15 protein-coding genes and 3 tRNA genes are annotated in these 19,966 nt (G+C 57.1%); 5 read left to right on the forward strand and 13 right to left on the reverse strand.

Annotated elements, in window-relative coordinates; all coding sequences use genetic code 11:
* Positions 1-820 precede the first annotated feature (820 nt).
* Positions 821-1,444 carry a SagB/ThcOx family dehydrogenase gene (locus Q675_RS37885; RefSeq protein ID WP_031211402.1) on the reverse strand — a complete coding sequence of 208 codons (624 nt, stop codon included), beginning with the start codon at positions 1,442-1,444 and terminating at the stop codon, positions 821-823.
* Positions 1,445-1,534: 90 nt separating this feature from the next.
* Positions 1,535-2,152: a LysE family translocator gene (locus Q675_RS29575; protein ID WP_022993460.1), complete on the reverse strand. Its 618-nt coding sequence runs from the start codon at positions 2,150-2,152 to the stop codon at positions 1,535-1,537.
* A 420-nt stretch (positions 2,153-2,572) separates the two neighbouring features.
* On the opposite strand from Q675_RS29575, the gene Q675_RS29580 reads away from it, so the two are divergent.
* Positions 2,573-3,559, forward strand: a complete 987-nt coding sequence (locus Q675_RS29580; RefSeq protein WP_023011355.1) for an integron integrase — start codon at positions 2,573-2,575, stop codon at positions 3,557-3,559.
* Here Q675_RS29580 and Q675_RS0119175 read toward each other — a convergent pair.
* Positions 3,556-3,891: a 4a-hydroxytetrahydrobiopterin dehydratase gene (locus tag Q675_RS0119175; RefSeq protein ID WP_011784492.1), complete on the reverse strand. Its 336-nt coding sequence runs from the start codon at positions 3,889-3,891 to the stop codon at positions 3,556-3,558. The genes Q675_RS29580 and Q675_RS0119175 overlap by 4 nt on opposite strands.
* Before the next feature lie 127 nt (positions 3,892-4,018).
* Here Q675_RS0119175 and imuA point away from each other — a divergent pair, with 127 nt between their 5' ends.
* Genes imuA through Q675_RS29595 form a run of 3 tightly spaced genes read left to right on the forward strand, consistent with a single transcriptional unit; the run spans position 4,019 to position 9,255 of the window.
* Positions 4,019-4,711 (forward strand): translesion DNA synthesis-associated protein ImuA, encoded by a 693-nt coding sequence (gene imuA / locus Q675_RS29585; protein WP_023011357.1) that lies wholly within the window; start codon positions 4,019-4,021, stop codon positions 4,709-4,711.
* A 3-nt stretch (positions 4,712-4,714) separates the two neighbouring features.
* The gene (locus tag Q675_RS29590; RefSeq protein ID WP_023011358.1) at positions 4,715-6,136 is read left to right on the forward strand and encodes a Y-family DNA polymerase; all 1,422 of its coding nucleotides are present in this window, start codon (positions 4,715-4,717) and stop codon (positions 6,134-6,136) included.
* Positions 6,136-9,255, forward strand: a complete 3,120-nt coding sequence (locus Q675_RS29595; protein ID WP_023011359.1) for an error-prone DNA polymerase — start codon at positions 6,136-6,138, stop codon at positions 9,253-9,255. Before Q675_RS29590 ends, Q675_RS29595 begins: the two co-directional genes overlap by 1 nt.
* Positions 9,256-9,311: 56 nt before the next feature.
* On the opposite strand, the gene Q675_RS29600 is transcribed toward Q675_RS29595, so the two are convergent.
* The 4 genes from Q675_RS29600 to dbpA form a co-directional block, all read right to left on the reverse strand.
* A complete protein-coding gene (locus Q675_RS29600; protein ID WP_031209652.1) occupies positions 9,312-10,646 on the reverse strand; it encodes a sodium ion-translocating decarboxylase subunit beta in 1,335 nt (444 codons plus the stop codon).
* A 13-nt stretch (positions 10,647-10,659) separates the two neighbouring features.
* Positions 10,660-12,447, reverse strand: coding sequence for a sodium-extruding oxaloacetate decarboxylase subunit alpha (oadA, locus tag Q675_RS29605; protein WP_023011360.1), 1,788 nt, complete (start codon positions 12,445-12,447; stop codon positions 10,660-10,662).
* Positions 12,448-12,489: 42 nt separating this feature from the next.
* On the reverse strand, positions 12,490-12,741 hold the full coding sequence (locus Q675_RS29610; RefSeq protein ID WP_011784486.1) for an OadG family protein: 252 nt from the start codon (positions 12,739-12,741) through the stop codon (positions 12,490-12,492).
* A gap of 225 nt (positions 12,742-12,966) precedes the next feature.
* A complete protein-coding gene (dbpA, locus tag Q675_RS29615) occupies positions 12,967-14,340 on the reverse strand; it encodes an ATP-dependent RNA helicase DbpA (protein ID WP_022991728.1) in 1,374 nt (457 codons plus the stop codon).
* A gap of 104 nt (positions 14,341-14,444) precedes the next feature.
* Here dbpA and Q675_RS29620 point away from each other — a divergent pair, with 104 nt between their 5' ends.
* On the forward strand, positions 14,445-14,981 hold the full coding sequence (locus tag Q675_RS29620; RefSeq protein WP_011784484.1) for a DUF2058 domain-containing protein: 537 nt from the start codon (positions 14,445-14,447) through the stop codon (positions 14,979-14,981).
* Positions 14,982-15,079: 98 nt separating this feature from the next.
* Here the strand turns inward: Q675_RS29620 and Q675_RS29625 are convergent.
* From Q675_RS29625 to alaS, 6 genes are all read right to left on the reverse strand, one after another.
* Positions 15,080-15,156: transfer RNA gene (locus tag Q675_RS29625), tRNA-Arg, on the reverse strand.
* A gap of 20 nt (positions 15,157-15,176) precedes the next feature.
* A tRNA-Arg gene (locus tag Q675_RS29630) sits at positions 15,177-15,253 on the reverse strand.
* 55 nt (positions 15,254-15,308) lie between these two features.
* Positions 15,309-15,398 (reverse strand) — tRNA-Ser (locus Q675_RS29635).
* Between the two features lie 126 nt (positions 15,399-15,524).
* The gene (gene csrA, locus Q675_RS29640) at positions 15,525-15,722 is read right to left on the reverse strand and encodes a carbon storage regulator CsrA (protein WP_011784483.1); all 198 of its coding nucleotides are present in this window, start codon (positions 15,720-15,722) and stop codon (positions 15,525-15,527) included.
* Between the two features lie 172 nt (positions 15,723-15,894).
* Positions 15,895-17,133: an aspartate kinase gene (locus Q675_RS29645; RefSeq protein ID WP_023007871.1), complete on the reverse strand. Its 1,239-nt coding sequence runs from the start codon at positions 17,131-17,133 to the stop codon at positions 15,895-15,897.
* A 105-nt stretch (positions 17,134-17,238) separates the two neighbouring features.
* Positions 17,239-19,869 (reverse strand): alanine--tRNA ligase, encoded by a 2,631-nt coding sequence (gene alaS / locus Q675_RS29650; RefSeq protein ID WP_023011361.1) that lies wholly within the window; start codon positions 19,867-19,869, stop codon positions 17,239-17,241.
* Positions 19,870-19,966 lie beyond the last annotated feature (97 nt).

Here is a 19,966-nt window from a genome sequence, read left to right on the forward strand (position 1 = left end):
CATGCCCGGCACACACGCTGAAGCACAGCGGCGCCCTGACAAGGGCGTCCGGTGGCCGTAGGCCACGAACTGCTGCGACTGGTTAGATGCCGGAGCTGCCCGGCAATTTATTGCGGCACCCAATGCTGAATGCCTACTCCCGATACTTTGCACCAGCGCAACCCATGGCGCTAGGAACCAGAACACTGAACAAGCGGAAACAGCCCGATGTTTACGCCGGATGGCCCCGCGACCCAAACACCGAATTGGCCGCGAAAACCGTCGCCAAACCGAGGGCTGTGTTCTGCCCGAAGACAACTGACAGCCAGTGACCAAACACCAAACCCAAGAACGCCGGAGCCAGGCATTTAACGCTGAGGTAACCGGCGCCGGAGCGATAGCGGAGGGAACCAAAAGCGGTACGCTTTTGGCGTCCGGTTGACCGCCTGGTTAATGGCCGTTCACCACCGTGGTTGAGTCTGGAATCAAAGGCCGCATGCCCTCTCCCGGACAACTTGCACCAACTCGACGGATGGCGAAAGGGACCAGAACCCAAAGGCTACCGGCCCGATTACCGTTTAAGACGGACGGCCCCACAACTGGGGCACGCCATGAATACCAACACCGCTGACCATTGCGGCAACCAAACCAGACAGCGAATTTTCCGGCCTTGGCGATCACCAGAGTGAGCGGGCTTACAACCAATCCCGGTGCCAAGGCCTTTGCACCCCACCTGCTAAAAACTCACGAATGCCGGGCCAATAACGCTGAGCGCACCGGTGGCCTTTACAGAGCGAAGCGGCGTAAAGGACATCCGCGTGACGCGTATTGTTATGCACTGTTAAATCTCCCGCCGTTGCCCGATACACAGCAGTGCAGTTGGTTCCAAGTTTGAGGGTAACCTCAATGCTTCCTTGACCCTTGCATCATCAAACCCTGCCACCAGAACACAACCAAGTCCGAGAGCCGTACTCTGGAGATGAACATTTTGCGCTAAAGCCCCAGTTTCCATATATACATAGCGAGCACCTCGCTCTCCCTCGGGTGGCTGAGATTCAAAGTGCCGAACCGCAACTCCGAGTTTCGCTGAAACCCCGATGACGATAGCTGCCTCTTTCAACCATGGTTGATCGCCAATCCCTAGCTCGTGCATCGCCCCTTCCGGAATACAGCTACCGACTAGCTCCAGCGAATGGCTTTCAGCCTTATACTCATAGGTACCGGGCTCAAGTTCCGATACCCGCTGCACCACAATTTGTAGATACAGCGGGTATAACCCACCTGCTGATGGAGTTGATCTTTTTTGATCGGCACCGGTTACGCCTTGGGCCGACCAAAGCAATTGGGACAAAACACCTAAAGGTAGCGGTGCCTGCGTATATTCTCTTACGCTGCGCCGAGACTCAATACACTCAACCAATGGCTCAGAGCCTTGTAATTCGGGCGTTGGTAGCTCGATGACCATGCACTTACCCCCCTATGCATAACGACTGAATTATGCGCCATCACTGTCTTTCCCGGTAACTTTTGCATCAGAACCGAGGAGTTATGCAACCTACCGGGAGAGCGCCAGCCAGCCCGCACAACCAGCCATCAAGCCGGCAGAGGTTCTATTCACCCGCTTCATCACCTTCGGGGAGCTAGCTGCACGACGAACCTTTAAAGCCGCCGCCAGATAAGCGAATTGGACCGCAAGGTCGATCCCGAGTCCCAAAGCTAGGATCAGCCCGACCTCAGACAGCGACAGTGCCGTCATGTCGAAGGCGTGGGGCAGCACAGCCCCAAAGAAGATCACCGCCTTGGGATTGCTGAGCGTCAGGAATGATCCGGCCAGGATGCCGCGCCCAACGGAAAACGCGGACGCGGATGTGAGCTGTCCCCGCAAGGTGTCCCGAGTCCAGAGCTTCCAAGCGACGAACAAAATGTAGGCAATGCCGAGCCATTTTACCGTGATAAAAACAGCCTCAAAGCGTAAAGCTAGCGCGGCAAGCCCGAGCATCGCAACAACCAACCAAACAGCATTTCCCAGCACCATGCCGACGATGAAAGAAACACTGGCGCGCCCGCCCCGCGAGAGAACCTGACAGATCAACACACCTTGTGCGGGGCCAGGGATCGCGGCTGCAATTGCAAAAGGTACGATGAAAAACCAAATCGAAGTAGTGATGTTCATGTATTCTCCTGAAGAGTCTATTCGTTTTGACTACATGACTGAGATAACCGGCCAGACTGCAAGCGCATAACAGCTAATTATACGAACCCGTTCGTATAACACGCATTCGTATAACTCCAAAAAACGCGGCTCTCAGAAACCCCAGCTTCACCAATAAAATCAGCAAATTACCTGAATCCAACACGGCTACCGCCGGAGTTATACGCCCGTGTTCGAGCCACCCCTGCTCCAGATTGGGGGCGTATAACTCCGCACGCCCCGATACTCCTTTTCAAACTTATCAGAAGGTTAGCAACATTTCGCCCTGGTTTCCCGGAGTTTTGCGAACGCGTTCGTATAACTCCGCTTCTGGATACTTGATTGACAATCCCGAAAAATCAAATACTGTATATTTATACATAACCATCAAGGAGCCAGGATATGGACATCCGCTGCCCGATTTCTCCGCAATCCACACGCTTTCTGGATCGGCTCAGAAATTTTATCCGACTTCGCGGTCTCGCTTATAAAACCGAGAAAACCTATGTGTTCTGGATCAAGCGCTTTATCCGCTTCCATGGTCGAAAACACCCGGAGTCTATGGGTACAGCGGAGGTTGAGGTTTTTCTTTCTCATCTGGTTCTGCAGGCGAATGTCAGCGTGGCTACTCAGCGTGTCGCTTTGAATGCTTTGATATTTCTTTATCGGGAGTTTCTGGGAACACCATTGGAAAACCTGGAGTATGAAGCGGCAAAAAAGCCCAAGAGGCTTCCGGTTGTGTTCAGCCCGGACGAGGCCAGGCGGGTAATTGATAATCTGAAGGGCGAATTCAAGCTGGTGGCCATGCTGATCTACGGTGCCGGCCTGAGGATTAACGAAGCTCTTCGCTTACGTGTCAAAGACGTCGATTTCGGCATGCAGCAGTTGATCATTCGCGAAGGGAAAGGCAGCAAAGATCGAATAACACTCCTGCCAGACCGTCTGATTCAACCACTGCAAAACCAGATTCATGCGGCACTTCTGCAGCATCAGGCTGATTTGGCCAAAGGCTGTGGCTCGGTATATATGCCGGCTGGCTTGTCCAAAAAATACCCCAATGCCAGTCAGGAACCGGATTGGCAGTATGTTTTTCCCGCGCCGGATCTTTCTATCGATCCTCGCTCGGGTATCCGGCGAAGACACCACATGATGGATCGAACTGTGCAAAAGCACTTCAAACACGCTATCAGGGAGGCGGGCATTCATAAACCGGCGGGCAGCCATACCTTCCGGCATAGCTTTGCCACCAGGCTACTGGAATCGGGCTACGATTTACGGACCATTCAGAAACTGCTCGGCCATTCCGATGTCCGCACCACGGAAATTTATACCCACGTTGTTCGCAAGGGTGGCTTTGGTGTTCGTAGCCCGGTAGACGAAGCCTTTTAATAGAGTTCGTCGGTTCTGGCGGCCATGATGAAATCGTTTTTGTGCAGGCCTCCGATTTTATGGGTCCACCAGCGTACGGTGGCTTTCCCCCATTCCAACAATATCGCGGGGTGGTGGCCTTCTTCTTCCGCCAGGTCCGCCACCTTGTTGGTAAAGGCCTGGGCCTGGACAAAGTTTTTGAAGGTAAACACCCGCTGTAACTGCTCTTCCCCATCCTGAACGATCAACTGCCATTCAGGCACGTCTTTCAACAGGGTCTGCTTTTCAGCATCCGTGACCTGGGGTGCATCGGCACTGCAGGCGCTGCAGCTTTGCTGGCCAAGATTCGACATAGCGTCCTCCACTATATTTGTGGCTTCAACCACATCGTGGGTGCCCGCCCGTCGTTTATCAACCCGGCAGTTGAAATCGACCCTTTTTCCGAATACTGTATATATAAACAGTACTCGAGAAATAAGCATGAGCAAATCACTCAACCACCTGCTTCAGGACGCCCGTATCTGGCAGGGTCATAAGCCCCAGAAACACGCCTCTCCGGCGGAGCACACGGGGTATCAGGTTCTGGATAACCAACTTGGTGGGCTCGGCTGGCCCAAGGGTGCCTTGAGTGAATGCCTGCTGGACAGCTGTGGCATTGGCGAGCTGCACCTGGTACTTCCGTTTATGCAGAAGGTCGCCAGGCAGGGAAAGACCATTTTCTGGCTGAACCCGCCCCACACACCTTATGCCCCGGCGCTGGCCAGGGCTGGCGTAAATACCGATCAACTGGTGCTGGTTCAAACTCACGATTCCGCTGACTTTCTGTGGACACTGGAAAACTGCCTGCGCTCCCCTGTCACAGGCCTGGTGATGGCCTGGCCGGGGAAGTTGGCCACCCGGGATATCCGCCGGCTGCAACTGGCCTCCGAAGCGGGTAACAATGTCTGCATTCTGTTTCGGGAACGTCGGCAGGCAGAGCAGCATTCACCGGCCGCGCTTCGGCTGGAATTGATTCCCGGAGAACACCAGGATCTCAAGATCAACATTCTGAAACGCCGTGGTAGCTGGCCAGGGCAGCGCTGCACTCTTGCCCTTGGGCAGCGCGCGGGCATTCAGGCCAGCGACCCCACTGGTGTGATTCAGGGGCCATGGTCACAGGATGGAGCCACCTGATTCATGTTGTGGCTGTATCTGCACTTCCCTCACCTGCTGCTGGATCATGTTCGCCGTAGCCAGCAAACTCAGGGCGCACTTGCGGTGGTCGATCTTGCCGGTCAGGCTATTCTGCAGGTTTGTCCAGAAGCCGATCACCTGGGTATTCGGCCGGGCATGCGCCTCAAGACCGCACTGGGCCTGGCACCAGACCTGGTGATTCTGCATCTCGATTCTCAACAGGAAACCAATCTGCTGGAAGAGCAGGCCCGCTGGCTATATCGTTACGCGGCCCACATTACCCTGTCGCCGCCGCACGGTCTGTGGGCTGAAGTCAGCAGCCTCCAGCGGCTATATGGCGGGCTTCCCGCCGTTTGGCAAACGGTCGAGCAGGCTCTGGCAGAGCGGCAACTCACTGCCTGGCCGGCTCTTGGGCATACGCCACTGGCGGCTCAGCTCCTTGCGCAAGCAGGCAAAGGCGAGTGCACCGCAGACAAAGGCCACATTCTGACGGCCCTGGGCAAACTGCCTCTGGTGGCTGCGGGTTTTGATGAAAAATCCTGTACCCGCCTGCATCGCCTGGGGCTGAATACGCTGGCTGAAGTCTTCAATCTGCCAGCCCGGGAACTGGCACGGAGGCTATCCCCGGAGCTGCTGGCACGTATACAAAAAGCCCAGGGCACCAGGCCAGACCCCAAATCGCCCTGGCACCCCCCGCACCGATTCCGCCAGCGGGCCGATTTTATTCAGGAAGTGGAGCATGCCCAGGGGCTTTTGTTCGCGCTGCAGCGGATTCTGACCGAGCTGGAAGAAGACCTGTGCTGGCGCCAACAGGACACCGACACCCTGCATCTTTTACTCCAACACCGGCACGAAGAAGCCACCCGGTTAACGTTGCGAACGACTGGCCCGGAGCATCGGGCAGAGAGCTTTCTGAAACTGCTGCGCCTGAAACTGGATCAGCACCCGCTGCGGGCACCGGTGATCAGTCTGTCCCTGTCGGTAAAGCGGTTTCTGGGCCGGGAAGCCCCGGTTGGCCAGGACCTCCTGGGCGATGGACAGGACCTGAATGAAGCTTGGCATACGCTGGCCAGTCGTTTACAGGCCCGCCTTGGTACTGAGGCATTGCAACAGCTTGCACCGAGGGCAGACCACCGCCCGGAGTTTGCCTGGACAGCCTCCGCCATAAAACCAGCCAGCAGGCACAGCGAAACACCAGAGGTCTCTGGCCTGCCTGCGCGCCCTTTATGGCTGTTATCCACGCCACACCCACTGGCAGAACCTCCGGCCAGATGGTTCTCGGGGCCGGAACGCATCAGTGCTGGCTGGTGGGACGGCCAGCGGGTGCATCGTGACTACTATATTGCCCAGTTGTCCAGCGGCCAGTTGGCGTGGGTGTTCCGGGATATCCGCGATGGCTGGTACATACACGGGTGGTTTGGCTGATGGATTCTGATTACGCCGAGCTGTTCTGCTTCAGCAACTTCACCTTCCTGACCGGCGCCTCCCACCCCCATGAACTGGCCGAGCAAGCCGCGGAGCTTGGCTATCGGGCAATTGCCATCACCGATGCCTGCTCGGTGGCGGGCATCCCCAGAGCCTGGGCAGCCCTTAAAGACAGCCCGGTAAAGCTGATTACCGGGAGCTGGTTCGAACTGAGCGATACTCCCGAGGGCGCCACTGCCCCACCCCGGTTCATACTGCTGGCTCGAACCCGCGAGGGCTACGGTCAGCTTTGCCAATTGATCACCACCGGGCGGCGACGCGCTGAGAAAGGGCAATACCGGTTATTGACCCGGGACATCGAAACCCATTCGCTGGACCACTGCCTCTGCCTGTGGCTGCCACCGCTGGTATCACAAACCAACGCGCACCAGGCATTGATCACCGGCGAATGGCTGCAACGGATTTTCGAGCACAGGCTACGCCTTGCAGCGACCCGCACACTGGAAGCCGGCGAGGAACAGCAACTGGTCCGTGTACGGTGGTTAGCTGAACAAATGCGCTGCGCAGTGGTGGCAACCGGCCAGGTTCATATGCATCGCCGCGAACGCCAGCCATTACAGGACGTGCTGACAGCTCTGCGCCACCACACCACGCTGGAACAGGCCGGACACTGCCTGTTTCAGAATGCCGAGCGTTATTTGCGCCCGATACCGGTTATCCGGCGACTATTCCCCGAGCCCTGGGTTCGGGAGACCGTGGCAATCGCCGAAGCCTGCAGCTTTGAGCCTGGCAGCCTGCGTTATGAATACCCTCCCGATTTAGTGCCGGAACACGAAACACCCACATCGTTTCTGGCGCGACTCACCCGAGAGGGTGAACGGCGGCGTTACCCATCGGGCACACCCATGAAGGTGCAGGCACTGATTCGCAAAGAGCTGGAGCTGATTGCCGAACTGCGCTACGAACACTATTTTCTCACCATCCACGACATCGTCGACTTTGCCCGGCGCCAGGGCATTCTTTGCCAGGGCCGGGGATCCGCAGCCAATTCCGCGGTCTGTTACTGCCTGGGCATCACCGAGGTGAACCCGGCCAATGTGGAACTGCTGTTTGAACGGTTCATCTCCAAAGACCGGGATGAGCCCCCCGACATCGATGTGGATTTCGAGCACGAACGGCGTGAGGAGGTCATTCAGTACATTTACCAGCGCTACGGCCGGGAGCGGGCCGCCCTGGCCGCCACCGTGATTCGTTATCGCCCCCGCAGCGCCATTCGGGATGTCGGCAAGGCGCTGGGCTTTGATGCCACACTGGTGGAGAAGCTGCTGGATGGCATCGACTGGCGTGACAAGACCACCGGCTGGCGCCAGCAGATTCTGGACAAGGGCCTGACCCGCAGCGCCAAAGTCGCGGATCAGTTCTTCACGCTGGTGAACACCTTGCTGGGCTTTCCACGCCACCTGTCCCAGCACGTGGGCGGTTTCGTGATCAGCGCCGGCCCGCTTTCAGAACTGGTGCCTGTCGAGAATGCCGCCATGGAAGGGCGCACGGTTATCCAGTGGGACAAAGACGACCTGGAAAGCCTGGGGTTGATGAAGGTGGATATCCTGGCCCTGGGCATGCTCACCGCCATTCGCAAAGCACTGGCGCTGATCAGTGAAGAGAAAGGCACGACGTTTACCATTCAGGATGTCCCTCAGGAAGACCCTGACACCTACGCCATGCTGCAAAAAGGCGACAGTATCGGTGTCTTTCAGGTGGAGTCCCGCGCCCAGATCAACATGCTACCGCGGCTGAAACCGGAAACCTGGTACGACCTTGTGATCGAAGTCGCCATCGTTCGCCCGGGCCCCATACAAGGCGACATGGTGCACCCCTACCTGCGCCGAAAACACGGCATGGAAGCAGTAGAATACCCCAACGATGCCGTACGCCAGGTGCTGGAGCGCACCCTCGGGGTGCCGATCTTCCAGGAACAGGTCATCAAACTGGCCATGGTTGCCGCCGGTTTCAGTGCGGGCGAGGCCGATAAACTTCGCCGCGCCATGGCGGCCTGGAAATCCCATGGCGATCTGACACCCTTCCGCGACAAACTGATTCAGGGCATGCTGGAGCGGGGCCACGATGCCGACTTCGCCGAGCGCCTGTACAAACAGATCTGCGGCTTTGGTGGCTATGGATTTCCGGAATCCCATGCCGCCAGCTTTGCCTTGCTGGTGTACGTCTCCGCCTGGATCAAACGCCATCACCCGGCAGCGTTCTATTGCGCCCTGCTCAACAGCCAGCCAATGGGCTTTTACTCGCCCAGCCAACTGGTTCAGGATGCCCGGCGCCACAACGTTTCCGTGCTGCCACCAGACGTCAACCACAGCCAGTGGCAGCACACCCTGCAAGGTCAGGAGCAGCACCTGCGCCTTGGCCTTAGAATCATTCAAGGCCTGTCTCGCAATGGCGCCGAGCGCGTCCACCAGAACCGCCCGTCAAACGGTTACCAAAGCGCCGCCGAATTGCGCACCTGCGCTGGCCTCAACCAGAGCAACATGGAACTTCTCGCCGGCGCCAACGCCATGCCCGGCTTCACCAGCAACCGCCACCAGGCCTACTGGCAACTTCTCGAACACGAAGAACCCGTCGAACTCTTCGCTAACGAAGCCATGGCCGAATACACACCGGAACCCTGCCACCTGCTCCCGGAGCCCACCGAAGGGCAAAACGTACTGGCCGACTACAGCAGCCAGGGTTTAACACTACAAAGACATCCCCTCGCCCTGCTCCGCGAACAAGGCCACCTGCGCCATTGCCTCACCGCCGACCAACTCAAAGCCACCCGTCCCGGCATCCCCGTACAAGTAGCCGGCCTGGTCACCGGCCGCCAACGCCCCGGCACCGCCTCCGGCGTCACCTTCGTCACCCTTGAAGACGAAACCGGCAACGTCAACGTCGTCGTCTGGCTAGACACCGCCCGCCGCCAACGCAAACCGTTGCTCACCGCCCGGTTGTTACACGTAAAAGGAGTTATCGAAAAAGAGGGGGATATCGTTCATGTCATGGCCGGCAAGCTGTCTGACTTGAGCCATCTGATCAACTCGCTACCGGTCAGCTCCCGGGATTTCCACTGACCACAAACGCAAAAACCCCGCCAAAGGCGGGGTTTTCAGGGCAGTGTCGGTAAGGATCAGCCGAGCAGCTTGATCATTACCCCCGCTGCAACCGCAGAGCCAATAACACCGGCCACGTTCGGACCCATTGCGTGCATCAGCAGGAAGTTCTGCGGGTTGGCTTCCAGGCCCACCTTGTTGGAGACCCGCGCCGCCATCGGCACCGCGGATACACCTGCGGAGCCAATCAACGGGTTGATCGCTTCCTTGGTGAACTTGTTCATCAGTTTCGCCATCAGTACACCGGAAGCGGTGCCTACACCGAAAGCCACAATACCCAGGCCCAGGATACCCAGCGTCTGGCCATCCAGGAACTTGTCGGCCATCAGCTTGGAGCCAACAGACAGACCCAGGAAGATGGTTACGATGTTGATCAGCGCGTTCTGTGCGGTATCGCTCAGACGCTCTACCACGCCACACTCACGCATCAGGTTACCGAAGCAGAACATACCCAGCAGCGGAGCCGCATCGGGCAGGAACAGAACCACGGCAATCAGAACAACCAGAGGGAAGACAATCTTCTCTTTCTTGCTCACCGGGCGCAGCTGCGACATCTTGATGGCACGCTCTTTCTCGCTGGTCAGCGCCTTCATGATCGGCGGCTGGATCATCGGCACCAGCGCCATGTACGCATAAGCAGAGACGGCAATCGCACCCAGAAGATGCGGGGCCAGTACGCTGGATACGTAGATGGAGGTGGGGCCGTCGGCGCCACCAATGATGCCGATTGCAGCGGCCTCGAGGATATTGAACTCCAGTATCCCCGTCCAGTCCAGCAACGCCGCGCCAATAACGGTACCGAAAATACCGAACTGCGCAGCCGCACCCAGAAGCAGGGTTTTGGGGTTAGCAAGCAAAGGGCCGAAATCGGTCATCGCCCCTACACCCATGAAAATCAGCAGAGGACCAACGGTACTGCCGATAATCACAGAGTAGAAGTTATACAGCATGCCATTGCCGTAGCCGTAATCCTGCGCAATGGAGTTGGCCATCGCCATTTCGGAATAACTGGCTTCTTTCACCGCTACTTTGAAGGCTTCTTTCAACTCAGGCGTAATCGCCTGTCCGACCTGATAGGCCACATCCAGCGGCGCCGCCAGTGCAGCCAGAACCTTGGAGTTGCCACCCTGCAAAGCAAAGTGAATAGCGTTTTCAGCCGCAGTCAGGGCAAGCCCTGCCTCCGGAATATTCGCCAGAATGCCACCAAACCCGATGGGCACCAGCAGCAACGGCTCAAACTTCTTGTTGATCGCAAGATAGAGAAGCAACAGGCCAATAGCGATCATGATCACCTGGCCCAGCTCGATGTTGAACAGGCCACTGCCTGTCCACAGTGTCATTAATTTATCCATGGAATGCTGGCCCTTATGCGATTGTCAGCATTTCATCATCAGGGGAGACGGCATCACCGACCTTGATGAAGACTTCGCCGATAGTACCGGCTTTCGGTGCGCGAACCTCGGTTTCCATCTTCATGGCTTCGAGGATAATCAGCACGTCACCTTCCTCAACGGTGTCACCCGGGGAAACCAGAACCTTGAAGATGTTACCGCCCAGCGGCGCCACCAGAGGCTCGCCTTCGCCTGCCGCCGGAGCAGGTGCAGAGGAAGCGGCCGGAGCAGACGCGGTGCCACCGTCACCCTGGATCTGGGTAATCTCGCCACCTTCAGAAACCGCCACCACAAACTTCTTGCCGTTAACGTCCACGGTGTAAGTCTCCGGGCCCGCGGCTTTCTTGGCCGGCGCGGCGTCTTCTGCGGTCGGGACCGGCTCGAACGCATCCGGGTTGTTGCGGTTCTCCAGGAACTTCAGGCCGATCTGTGGGAACAGCGCGTAGGTCAGCACGTCGTCTTCAAGATTGTCGGCCAGCTTGATGCCCTTCTCGTCCGCCAGCTTCTTGAGCTCGTCGGTCAGCTTGTCCATTTCCGGTTCAAGCACATCTGCAGGGCGACAGGTCATGACTTCCTTGCCATCCAGAACACGCTCCTGCAGCTCTTTGTTCATGGGGGCTGGCGCTGCGCCGTACTCACCCTTCAGAATGGCGGAGGTTTCCTTGGAGATGGACTTGTAACGCTCGCCGGTCAGAACATTCAGTACCGCCTGGGTGCCGACAATCTGCGAGGTCGGGGTCACCAGCGGAATGAAGCCCAGGTCTTCACGAACCTTGGGAATTTCTTCCAGCACCTGGTCAAACTTGTCGCTTGCGTTCTGCTCACGCAGCTGGTTTTCCATGTTAGTCAGCATACCGCCCGGAACCTGGGCAATCAGGATGCGGGAATCAGTGCCGCGCAGGCTGCCCTCGAACTTCGCGTACTTCTTGCGCACCTGGCGGAAATAGGCGGCAATTTCTTCCAGGAGGTTCAGATCAAGACCGGTGTCACGATCGGTACCTTCCAGGATGGCCACAACCGCCTCGGTGGGCGAGTGACCATAGGTCATGCTCATGGAGGAAATAGCAGTATCCACGTTATCGATACCGGCTTCCGCAGCCTTGATGGCGGTGGCGGTCGACATGCCGGTGGTGGCGTGGCACTGCATGTGGATGGGGATATCCAGCTCTTTCTTCAGGCGACTGACCAGATCATAGGCCACATACGGCTTGAGAATACCAGCCATGTCCTTGATCGCGATGGAATCTGCGCCCATGTCGGCGACTTCTTTCGCCAGATCTACCCACATATCGATGGTGTGCACAGGGCTGGTGGTGTAAGCAATCGTACCCTGGGCATGCTTGCCGGTCTTGCGAACGGCCTTGATCGCGCGATCCATGTTGCGGGGATCGTTCATGGCATCAAAAATACGGAACACGTCTACGCCGTTCTCGGCGGCACGCTCACAGAAACGGTCAACCACATCATCCGCATAGTGACGATAGCCCAACAGGTTCTGGCCGCGCAGAAGCATCTGCTGGCGAGTATTGGGCATGGCTTTTTTAAGTTCGCGGATGCGCTCCCAGGGGTCTTCGCCCAGGTAACGGATACAGGCATCAAAGGTAGCCCCACCCCAGGATTCCAGCGACCAGAAACCCACTTTGTCGAGTTTCTCGGCGATTGGCAGCATGTCGTCCAGACGCATGCGGGTGGCGAGCAGGGATTGGTGGGCGTCACGCAGAATTACGTCCGTAATCCCCAGCGGTTTTTTCGTGTCAGTCATCGTGTCAGCCTTCTGTTAAAAGGTTCTAATCGTGTACCGGGGTCACTTCTTGTGGCGTGACCGGTATTGTGCAATCGCCTTCTTGATGGCCTCGGCGGTGTCAGGGTCAACCGACGTGGGCGCCTTCGGCTTGGCACGTGGCGTTCTGGCCGGGGTTGCCGGCTCTGGCGGCGCAAACCGCAGGATGATTTTGGACATCAGGCCGGTCGCGAATACCAGAATAATCAGGAACACGAACACGAAGCCCATGCCGGCAATCATCAAGTCTACGGCTTGTGACATCAGCTCATTCATATCGAACAGCTACCTGTATTGGTTTGTTGATTTCCCCGTACCGCCCGACAAGCCACCACTAAAACTAAAGTCTAATGGCCCGGCGGAACAATTCGGGAGGCAAAATCCTGCGTAATTTACCGTTTTCAATGACCAGGAGCAACCTGAAGCACGCATTTCTATAGGGACTTTCCGAGCGTCCCGGCCTGAAATGACACCTGCTGCAACAGCCTCATCAGGCTTTAATCATGCATATCTAACCCGGAATTTCCGACCTTTCACCTTACCTTTCTCCAGCCGCGCCAGCGCCTGGGCCGCCCATCGGGATTCAACCGCCACGAAGCACTGAAAATCGAACAGATCGATTTTGCCAACGGCAGCGCCGGGAATACCGGCCTCGCCGGTGAGAGCTCCCATCACGTCGCCAGGGCGCACCTTGTCTTTGCGGCCGCCAGCCAGGCATAGCGTTTTCATGGCCGGCGTAACCGGGCGCAACGCCTCCGCCAGCAACGCCTCCGTATCGCCCCACAACACCGGCTCGCCCCGCTCCGCTTCCAGGCGCGTAATCTTGTGGCCCTGGCGCGGAGTGCAAAGAGTAACCGCATGCCCCTGCTCGCCTGCCCGGCCGGTACGGCCCACCCGATGGGTGTGTACCTCGGGATCCCGCGCAGGCTCGGCATTGATGACCAGTGGTAGCCCTTTGATGTCGAGCCCCCTTGCCGCCACATCGGTAGCCACCAGAACCGTACAACTCTGGTTGGCAAATCGAACCAGAGCGCTGTCCCGTTCGCGCTGGTCCAGATCGCCGTGTAGCGACAACGCCGAAAAGCCGAGACGACCCAGTTCATCCGACAGCTCATCACAGTCCCGTTTGGTGGTACAGAACACCAGAGACGACACCGGCTGAAAACGGGAAAGCAGTGCTGCCACGGCCGCCGCCCGCTGGTCGGGCTGGATTTCGTAAAAGGATTCTTCAATGGTGATGGCGGCCGCTTTTGATTCCACCCGCACGTCTTCCGGCTTGCTCTGGAATTGCTCGCTCAGCTTTCTGATGGCCGGCGGCCAGGTGGCGGAGAACAGCAGCGTCTGCCTGCCACCGGGAGATTGGGAGACGATACTGGTGACCACCTCCTCGAACCCCATATCCAGCATGCGGTCCGCCTCGTCCAGCACCAGCACTTTCAAGCCATCCAGCGAAAGCGTACCTTTGCGCAGGTGGTCATCTACCCGGCCGGGCGTGCCCACGACGATATGAGCGCCATGGCTGAGCGACCCGATCTGGGGCCCGATAGGCACACCACCACACAACGTCAGCACCTTCACGTTATCTTTGGCCCGTGCCAACTCTCGCAACGCTTTGGCCACTTGATCCGCCAGTTCCCGGGTGGGACAAAGAACAAGACTCTGAACCTGGAAGCGTCGCGGATCGATGGTCTCGATAATCGGTATCCCGAACGCCGCTGTCTTGCCGCTGCCGGTTTGCGCCATGGCAATCACGTCCTTGCCCGCCAACGCAAGCGGAACCGCCTCTGCCTGAACCGGCGTAGGTTGCTGGTAACCCAATTGATCAAGATTGGCCTGCATGGCCGCGGAAAGACCAAGCGCTTTAAAAGATGACATAGAAAAATCCGTGGGGTGGGTTGTGATGGGTTATTGAGAGAATGCTGACGGCGTATACTTAACGTTTGATTGCACCAGTTTATCATGAATTCACGGAGTCGCTGATGGCCTCACTGCAGGAACAGTTATTAAAGGCCGGGCTGGCCGACGAAAAGAAAGCCCGGGAAGTACGAAATGAAAAACGAAAACAGAGAAAGCAACAGCCCAAAGGCGCCACGACTGTAAACGAAGCCGAAGAGCGCGCCCGCAAGGCTCGCCAGGAAAAGGCCGAGCGGGATCGGCAGCTCAACCTCGAGCGCAAGAAAGAGGCTGAGAAAAAGGCGATTCAGGCACAGATTCGGCAGCTGATTGAAACCAATCGCCTGGACCGGAGCCGCGGCGAAACCTCCTACCAGTTTGTCGACGGCAAGAAGATCAAGAAGATTCTGGTGAACGAACAGATGGTGGACCAACTCTCTCGCGGTCGTCTGGCCATTGTGGCGCTGGGTGACCACTATGAGATCGTCCCGGACAGGGTGGCCCGCAAGATTATGGAGCGCGATGAGAGCGCCATCATCTCAATGCATGATCGTAAACAGGATGACGCAGGCGAAGACGACCCGTATGCAGGGTATGAAATCCCCGACGATTTGATGTGGTAAAGACAATAAAAAACCCCGCACAAGGCGGGGTTTTTTATTTTGTATAGCAAAACGCCTCAGCCTGTGGGTACACAAACTGAGGCGCTTTGACTTTAATATGGCGCGGCTGGGAGGATTCGAACCTCCGACCGCCTGGTTCGTAGCCAGGTACTCTATCCAGCTGAGCTACAGCCGCTTGAAACTGGTTTGCGATGTTGGCGCGGCTGGGAGGATTCGAACCTCCGACCGCCTGGTTCGTAGCCAGGTACTCTATCCAGCTGAGCTACAGCCGCGCATCGCAACGTTGAGTGCTACCTCAACTGTTCTCACTTCTCTCCGGGGAGAAAATGGCGGAGAGGGAGGGATTCGAACCCTCGGTACGATTGCTCGTACGGTTCCTTAGCAGGGAACTGGTTTCAGCCACTCACCCACCTCTCCTTGAGAACGGGGCGTATACTACCATAATTTTTCTGTTTTCATAGGGTTGACACGACTTTTTTCTGGCCGATTTTCCCCACAATCAAAAAAGCCGTCCGGGTTACCCTCGAACGGCTTTTTAACTGATCAACGATTGCCCGATTCCGGCTCTTCGGAGCCTTTTTCAGATTGAATTCGCTGATAGATTTCTTCGCGGTGAACCGCCACATCTTTTGGCGCGTTCACACCGATGCGTACCTGATTCCCCTTTACACCCAGAACGGTGACGGTAATTTCGTCGCCGATCATGAGGGTTTCGCCAACACGGCGAGTCAAAATCAACATATCCCTTACTCCCTATTCCAGAGCTACCTGTTCCGACAAACACTACTGTTTACTTATTGCTTTTATAATGAGATCACTTCAGACACTAAAGACGCAGAAATACTTATACTTACCTGAATCCTGATAGCTATCTTCAATGACCTTGATCAGAGAGCATTTGAGACCTCCTGCCTCAGGCACTCTCCTCCACCCCGGCTTTATCCAGCTCGAACGCACTGTGCAGTGCGCGAACGGCAAGCTCGAGATACTTCTCATCAATCACCACCGAAATCTTGATTTCTGACGTGGAGATCATCTGAATATTGATGCCCTCATTGGACAGCGCTTCAAACATCTTGGTTGCAACGCCCGCATGGGAGCGCATACCCACGCCTACGATGCTGACCTTCGCGATCTTGGTATCTCCACCCACTTCACCGGCACCCAGCTCAGCGGTAACACTGCGCAACACTTCCTGGGCCCGTTTGAAATCGTTGCGATGCACCGTAAACGTAAAGGCAGTCTTGTTATCCTCGCCCACGTTCTGAACAATCATATCTACTTCGATATTAGCATCACTGACGGGCTTGAGAATCCGCAGTGCGCTGCCCGGTGTATCGGGCACACCAGAGATCGTCAGCTTGGCTTCGTCACGATTGAAAGCAATGCCGGAAACAACCGGTTGTTCCATGGCGTTCTCATCCTCAAAAGTAATCAGGGTGCCCTCGCCTTCCTGAAAGCTGGACAACACCCTTAATGGAACGTTGTATTTACCTGCAAACTCAACTGAGCGAATCTGGAGTACCTTAGAACCCAGACTAGCCATCTCGAGCATTTCTTCAAATGTAATGCGCTCCAACCGGCGGGCACTGTCCACTACCCTGGGGTCAGTTGTGTAAACACCATCTACATCAGTATAGATCTGGCATTCATCGGCTTTCAGTGCCGCCGCCAGGGCAACCGCCGTGGTGTCAGAACCGCCACGGCCGAGCGTGGTGATATTGCCGTTGTCATCAATGCCCTGGAAGCCGGCTACCACGACCACCCGACCGGCATCCAGATCTTCCCGCATGCGCTGCTCATCAATCTGCTTGATACGCGCCTTGGTATGGCTGCTGTCGGTGAGAATCCTGACCTGGGAACCGGTGTAGGACCGGGCATCGCAGCCCCGCTTCTGGAGCGCCATGGACAACAGGGCAATGGTCACCTGCTCGCCGGTGGAAACCAGAACGTCCATCTCACGGGGGGTAGGCTCATCCATAATATCGTTGGCGAGTGCAATCAAACGGTTGGTTTCACCGCTCATGGCCGAGACCACAACCACGACATCGTGCCCTTCTTTGCGGAACCGACAGACCTTGTCAGCTACCGCTTCAATCCGCTCGGTTGTCCCGACGGACGTACCACCAAATTTCTGAACCAGCAGAGCCATGTTTCCCAAACTCCGAAACGGGGTGTCACAACGGGACTGGGCGCCCCGCCATTAAAAACAAACGGGCGGGATTATAAACCTCCGCCCGTATCAGAAAACAGTTGTTTACCCGATATTTTGCTCAACCCAGGCCGGTACACCAGCGAGGGCTTCGGCCAGACGGGATGGATCATTACCACCACCCTGGGCCATGTCGGGGCGACCGCCGCCTTTGCCATCTACCAGCGAGGCCAGATGCTTCATCAAGTCGCCAGCCTTGATGCGGTTGGTGGCGGACTTGGTAACACCGGCCACCAGCACCACCTTTCCGTCTTCAACAGTGGCCAGCACCACAACGCCCTCGCCCAGCTTGTTTTTGAGCTGATCCGCAGTTTCCATCAAGGCCTTGCGGTCAGCGCCTTCCATCTCGGAGGCCACCACCTTCAGGCCTGCCACTTCGACCGCGGAACCAGCCAGATCAGTACCCGCGGAACTCGCCAGTTTTGCTTTCAGGGCATCGACATCCTTCTCAAGCTGGCGATTGCGGTCCAGAACCTGCTTGACCTTGTCGACGACAGAATCACGGGTGCCCTTAACCAGACGTGCGGTCTCGCGCAGTGTACGCTCGGTTTCATCAACCCATTCCAGCGCACCCAACCCGGTTACAGCCTCAATACGACGAACGCCAGAGGAAATGCCGCTTTCGGAGGTAATGCGGAACAACCCGATATCGCCGGTACGGGCAACGTGAGTACCACCACACAGTTCAACAGAGTATTTGTCGGTACCCATGGTGAGCACCCGTACTACATCGCCGTACTTCTCGCCGAACAGAGCCATCGCTCCTTTTTCCTTCGCGGTATCCATATCGGTAATGTCGATATCTACCGGCGTGTTCTCCAGGATCTGTTCGTTAACCGTACGCTCGATCTCTCTCAGCTGCTCCGGCGTCACGGCTTCGAAATGGGAGAAGTCGAATCGCAGTTTGTCCGGGTCGACCAGCGAGCCCTTCTGGGTAACGTGTTCACCCAGGATATTGCGCAGAGCCGCATGCAGCAGGTGCGTAGCCGAGTGGTTGCGCTTGGTGCGCTCACGACGGGCATGATCAATCCGCGCATCCACTTCCAGCCCGGGGAACAGCTCACCTTCAATCAGGGTGCCCACATGCAGATGGTTATCCCCTTCTTTGCGGGTGTCGGTTACCTGGAAGCGGCCACCGCTCCAGGTCAGCAGGCCGGTATCACCCACCTGACCACCAGACTCCGCATAGAACGGCGTGCGCTCCAATACCACCACACACTCATCACCCGCTTCCGCGTTACGCTCCTCACCGTTGACCAGCACCGTGCGGATACGTTCATGGCCGTCGACGTGGTCATAACCGGTAAACTCGGTCTTGCCCTCAATCGTGATGCCGGCGGCATTGTAGTCGATACCAAACTTGCTGGCGGCACGAGCCCGGTCGCGCTGGGCCTCCATGGCTTTTTCGTAGCCTTCGTAATCCAGAGTCAGGCCACGCTCGCGGGCAATATCGTTGGTCAGATCGACCGGAAACCCATAGGTATCGTAAAGGGTAAACACGGTTTCACCGGGAATCTCGGTACCCTTCAGCTCCGCAATGTCCTGCTCCAGCAGGCGCAGGCCTTTGTCCAGGGTCTTGGCGAACTGCTCTTCCTCCTGCAGCAACACCTTTTCGATCTGCTTGCGACTACTCACCAGCTGCGGATAAGCCTCGCCCATCAGTTCAACCAGAGCGCCGGTAAGCTTGTAGAAAAACGGCTGGGTAGCACCGAGCTTGTTGCCGTGGCGAGCTGCGCGACGAATGATTCGGCGCAGAACAAAGCCGCGACCTTCGTTGGACGGCATCACGCCGTCGGCAATCAGGAAGGCGCAAGAACGGATATGGTCCGCCACCACGCGCAGAGACGCTTCTGTGGTGGCCGCACCACCCAGGATGTCGGATGCCGCCTTCAACAGGTCCTGGAACAGGTCGATTTCGTAGTTACTGTGAACACCCTGCAGAACCGCAGCAATTCGCTCAAGCCCCATGCCGGTGTCCACCGAGGGCTTGGGCAGGTTCAGCATCTCGCCGTCGGCGGTGCGGTTGTACTGCATGAAAACCACGTTCCAGATTTCAATGTAGCGGTCGCCGTCTTCTTCCGGGCTGCCGGGAGGCCCACCCGCCACATCCGGGCCGTGATCGTAGAAAATCTCGGTGCACGGGCCACAGGGTCCTGTATCACCCATCTGCCAGAAGTTATCGGAGGCGTAGCGGGCGCCTTTGTTGTCGCCGATGCGCACAATCCGTTCCGCCGGTACACCGATCTCCTGGTTCCAGATATCAAAGGCTTCGTCGTCTTCGGCGTAAACCGTTACCCACAGCTTCTCCTGGGGCAGGTTGAGGTGCTGTTCGCCAGTCAGGAAAGTCCAGGCAAAATTAATGGCCTCGCGCTTGAAGTAATCGCCGAAGCTGAAGTTGCCAAGCATCTCGAAGAAGGTATGGTGGCGCGCTGTATAGCCCACGTTCTCCAGATCATTGTGCTTGCCGCCGGCACGCACGCATTTCTGGGAGCTGGTCGCTCGTGTATAGTCGCGCTCCTCGCGGCCGAGGAAAAGATCCTTGAACTGGTTCATCCCCGCGTTGGTAAACAGCAGAGTGGGATCATCGTGGGGTACCAGTGAACTGCTGGGCACAATGGCATGCCCTTGCTGCTGGAAATATTCGAGGAATGCTTGTCGCAACTCTGCGGTTTTCATAGACCTTTGATACCTTTCGACCTGATACACCTTGCCAGACACCCGCCGAATGAACCGCCGGGTCTGAGGTTAAATGCGATTACTTACATGCGTGTGC

The organism is Marinobacter sp. EN3 (assembly GCF_000475315.1).
GTDB lineage: Bacteria > Pseudomonadota > Gammaproteobacteria > Pseudomonadales > Oleiphilaceae > Marinobacter > Marinobacter nauticus.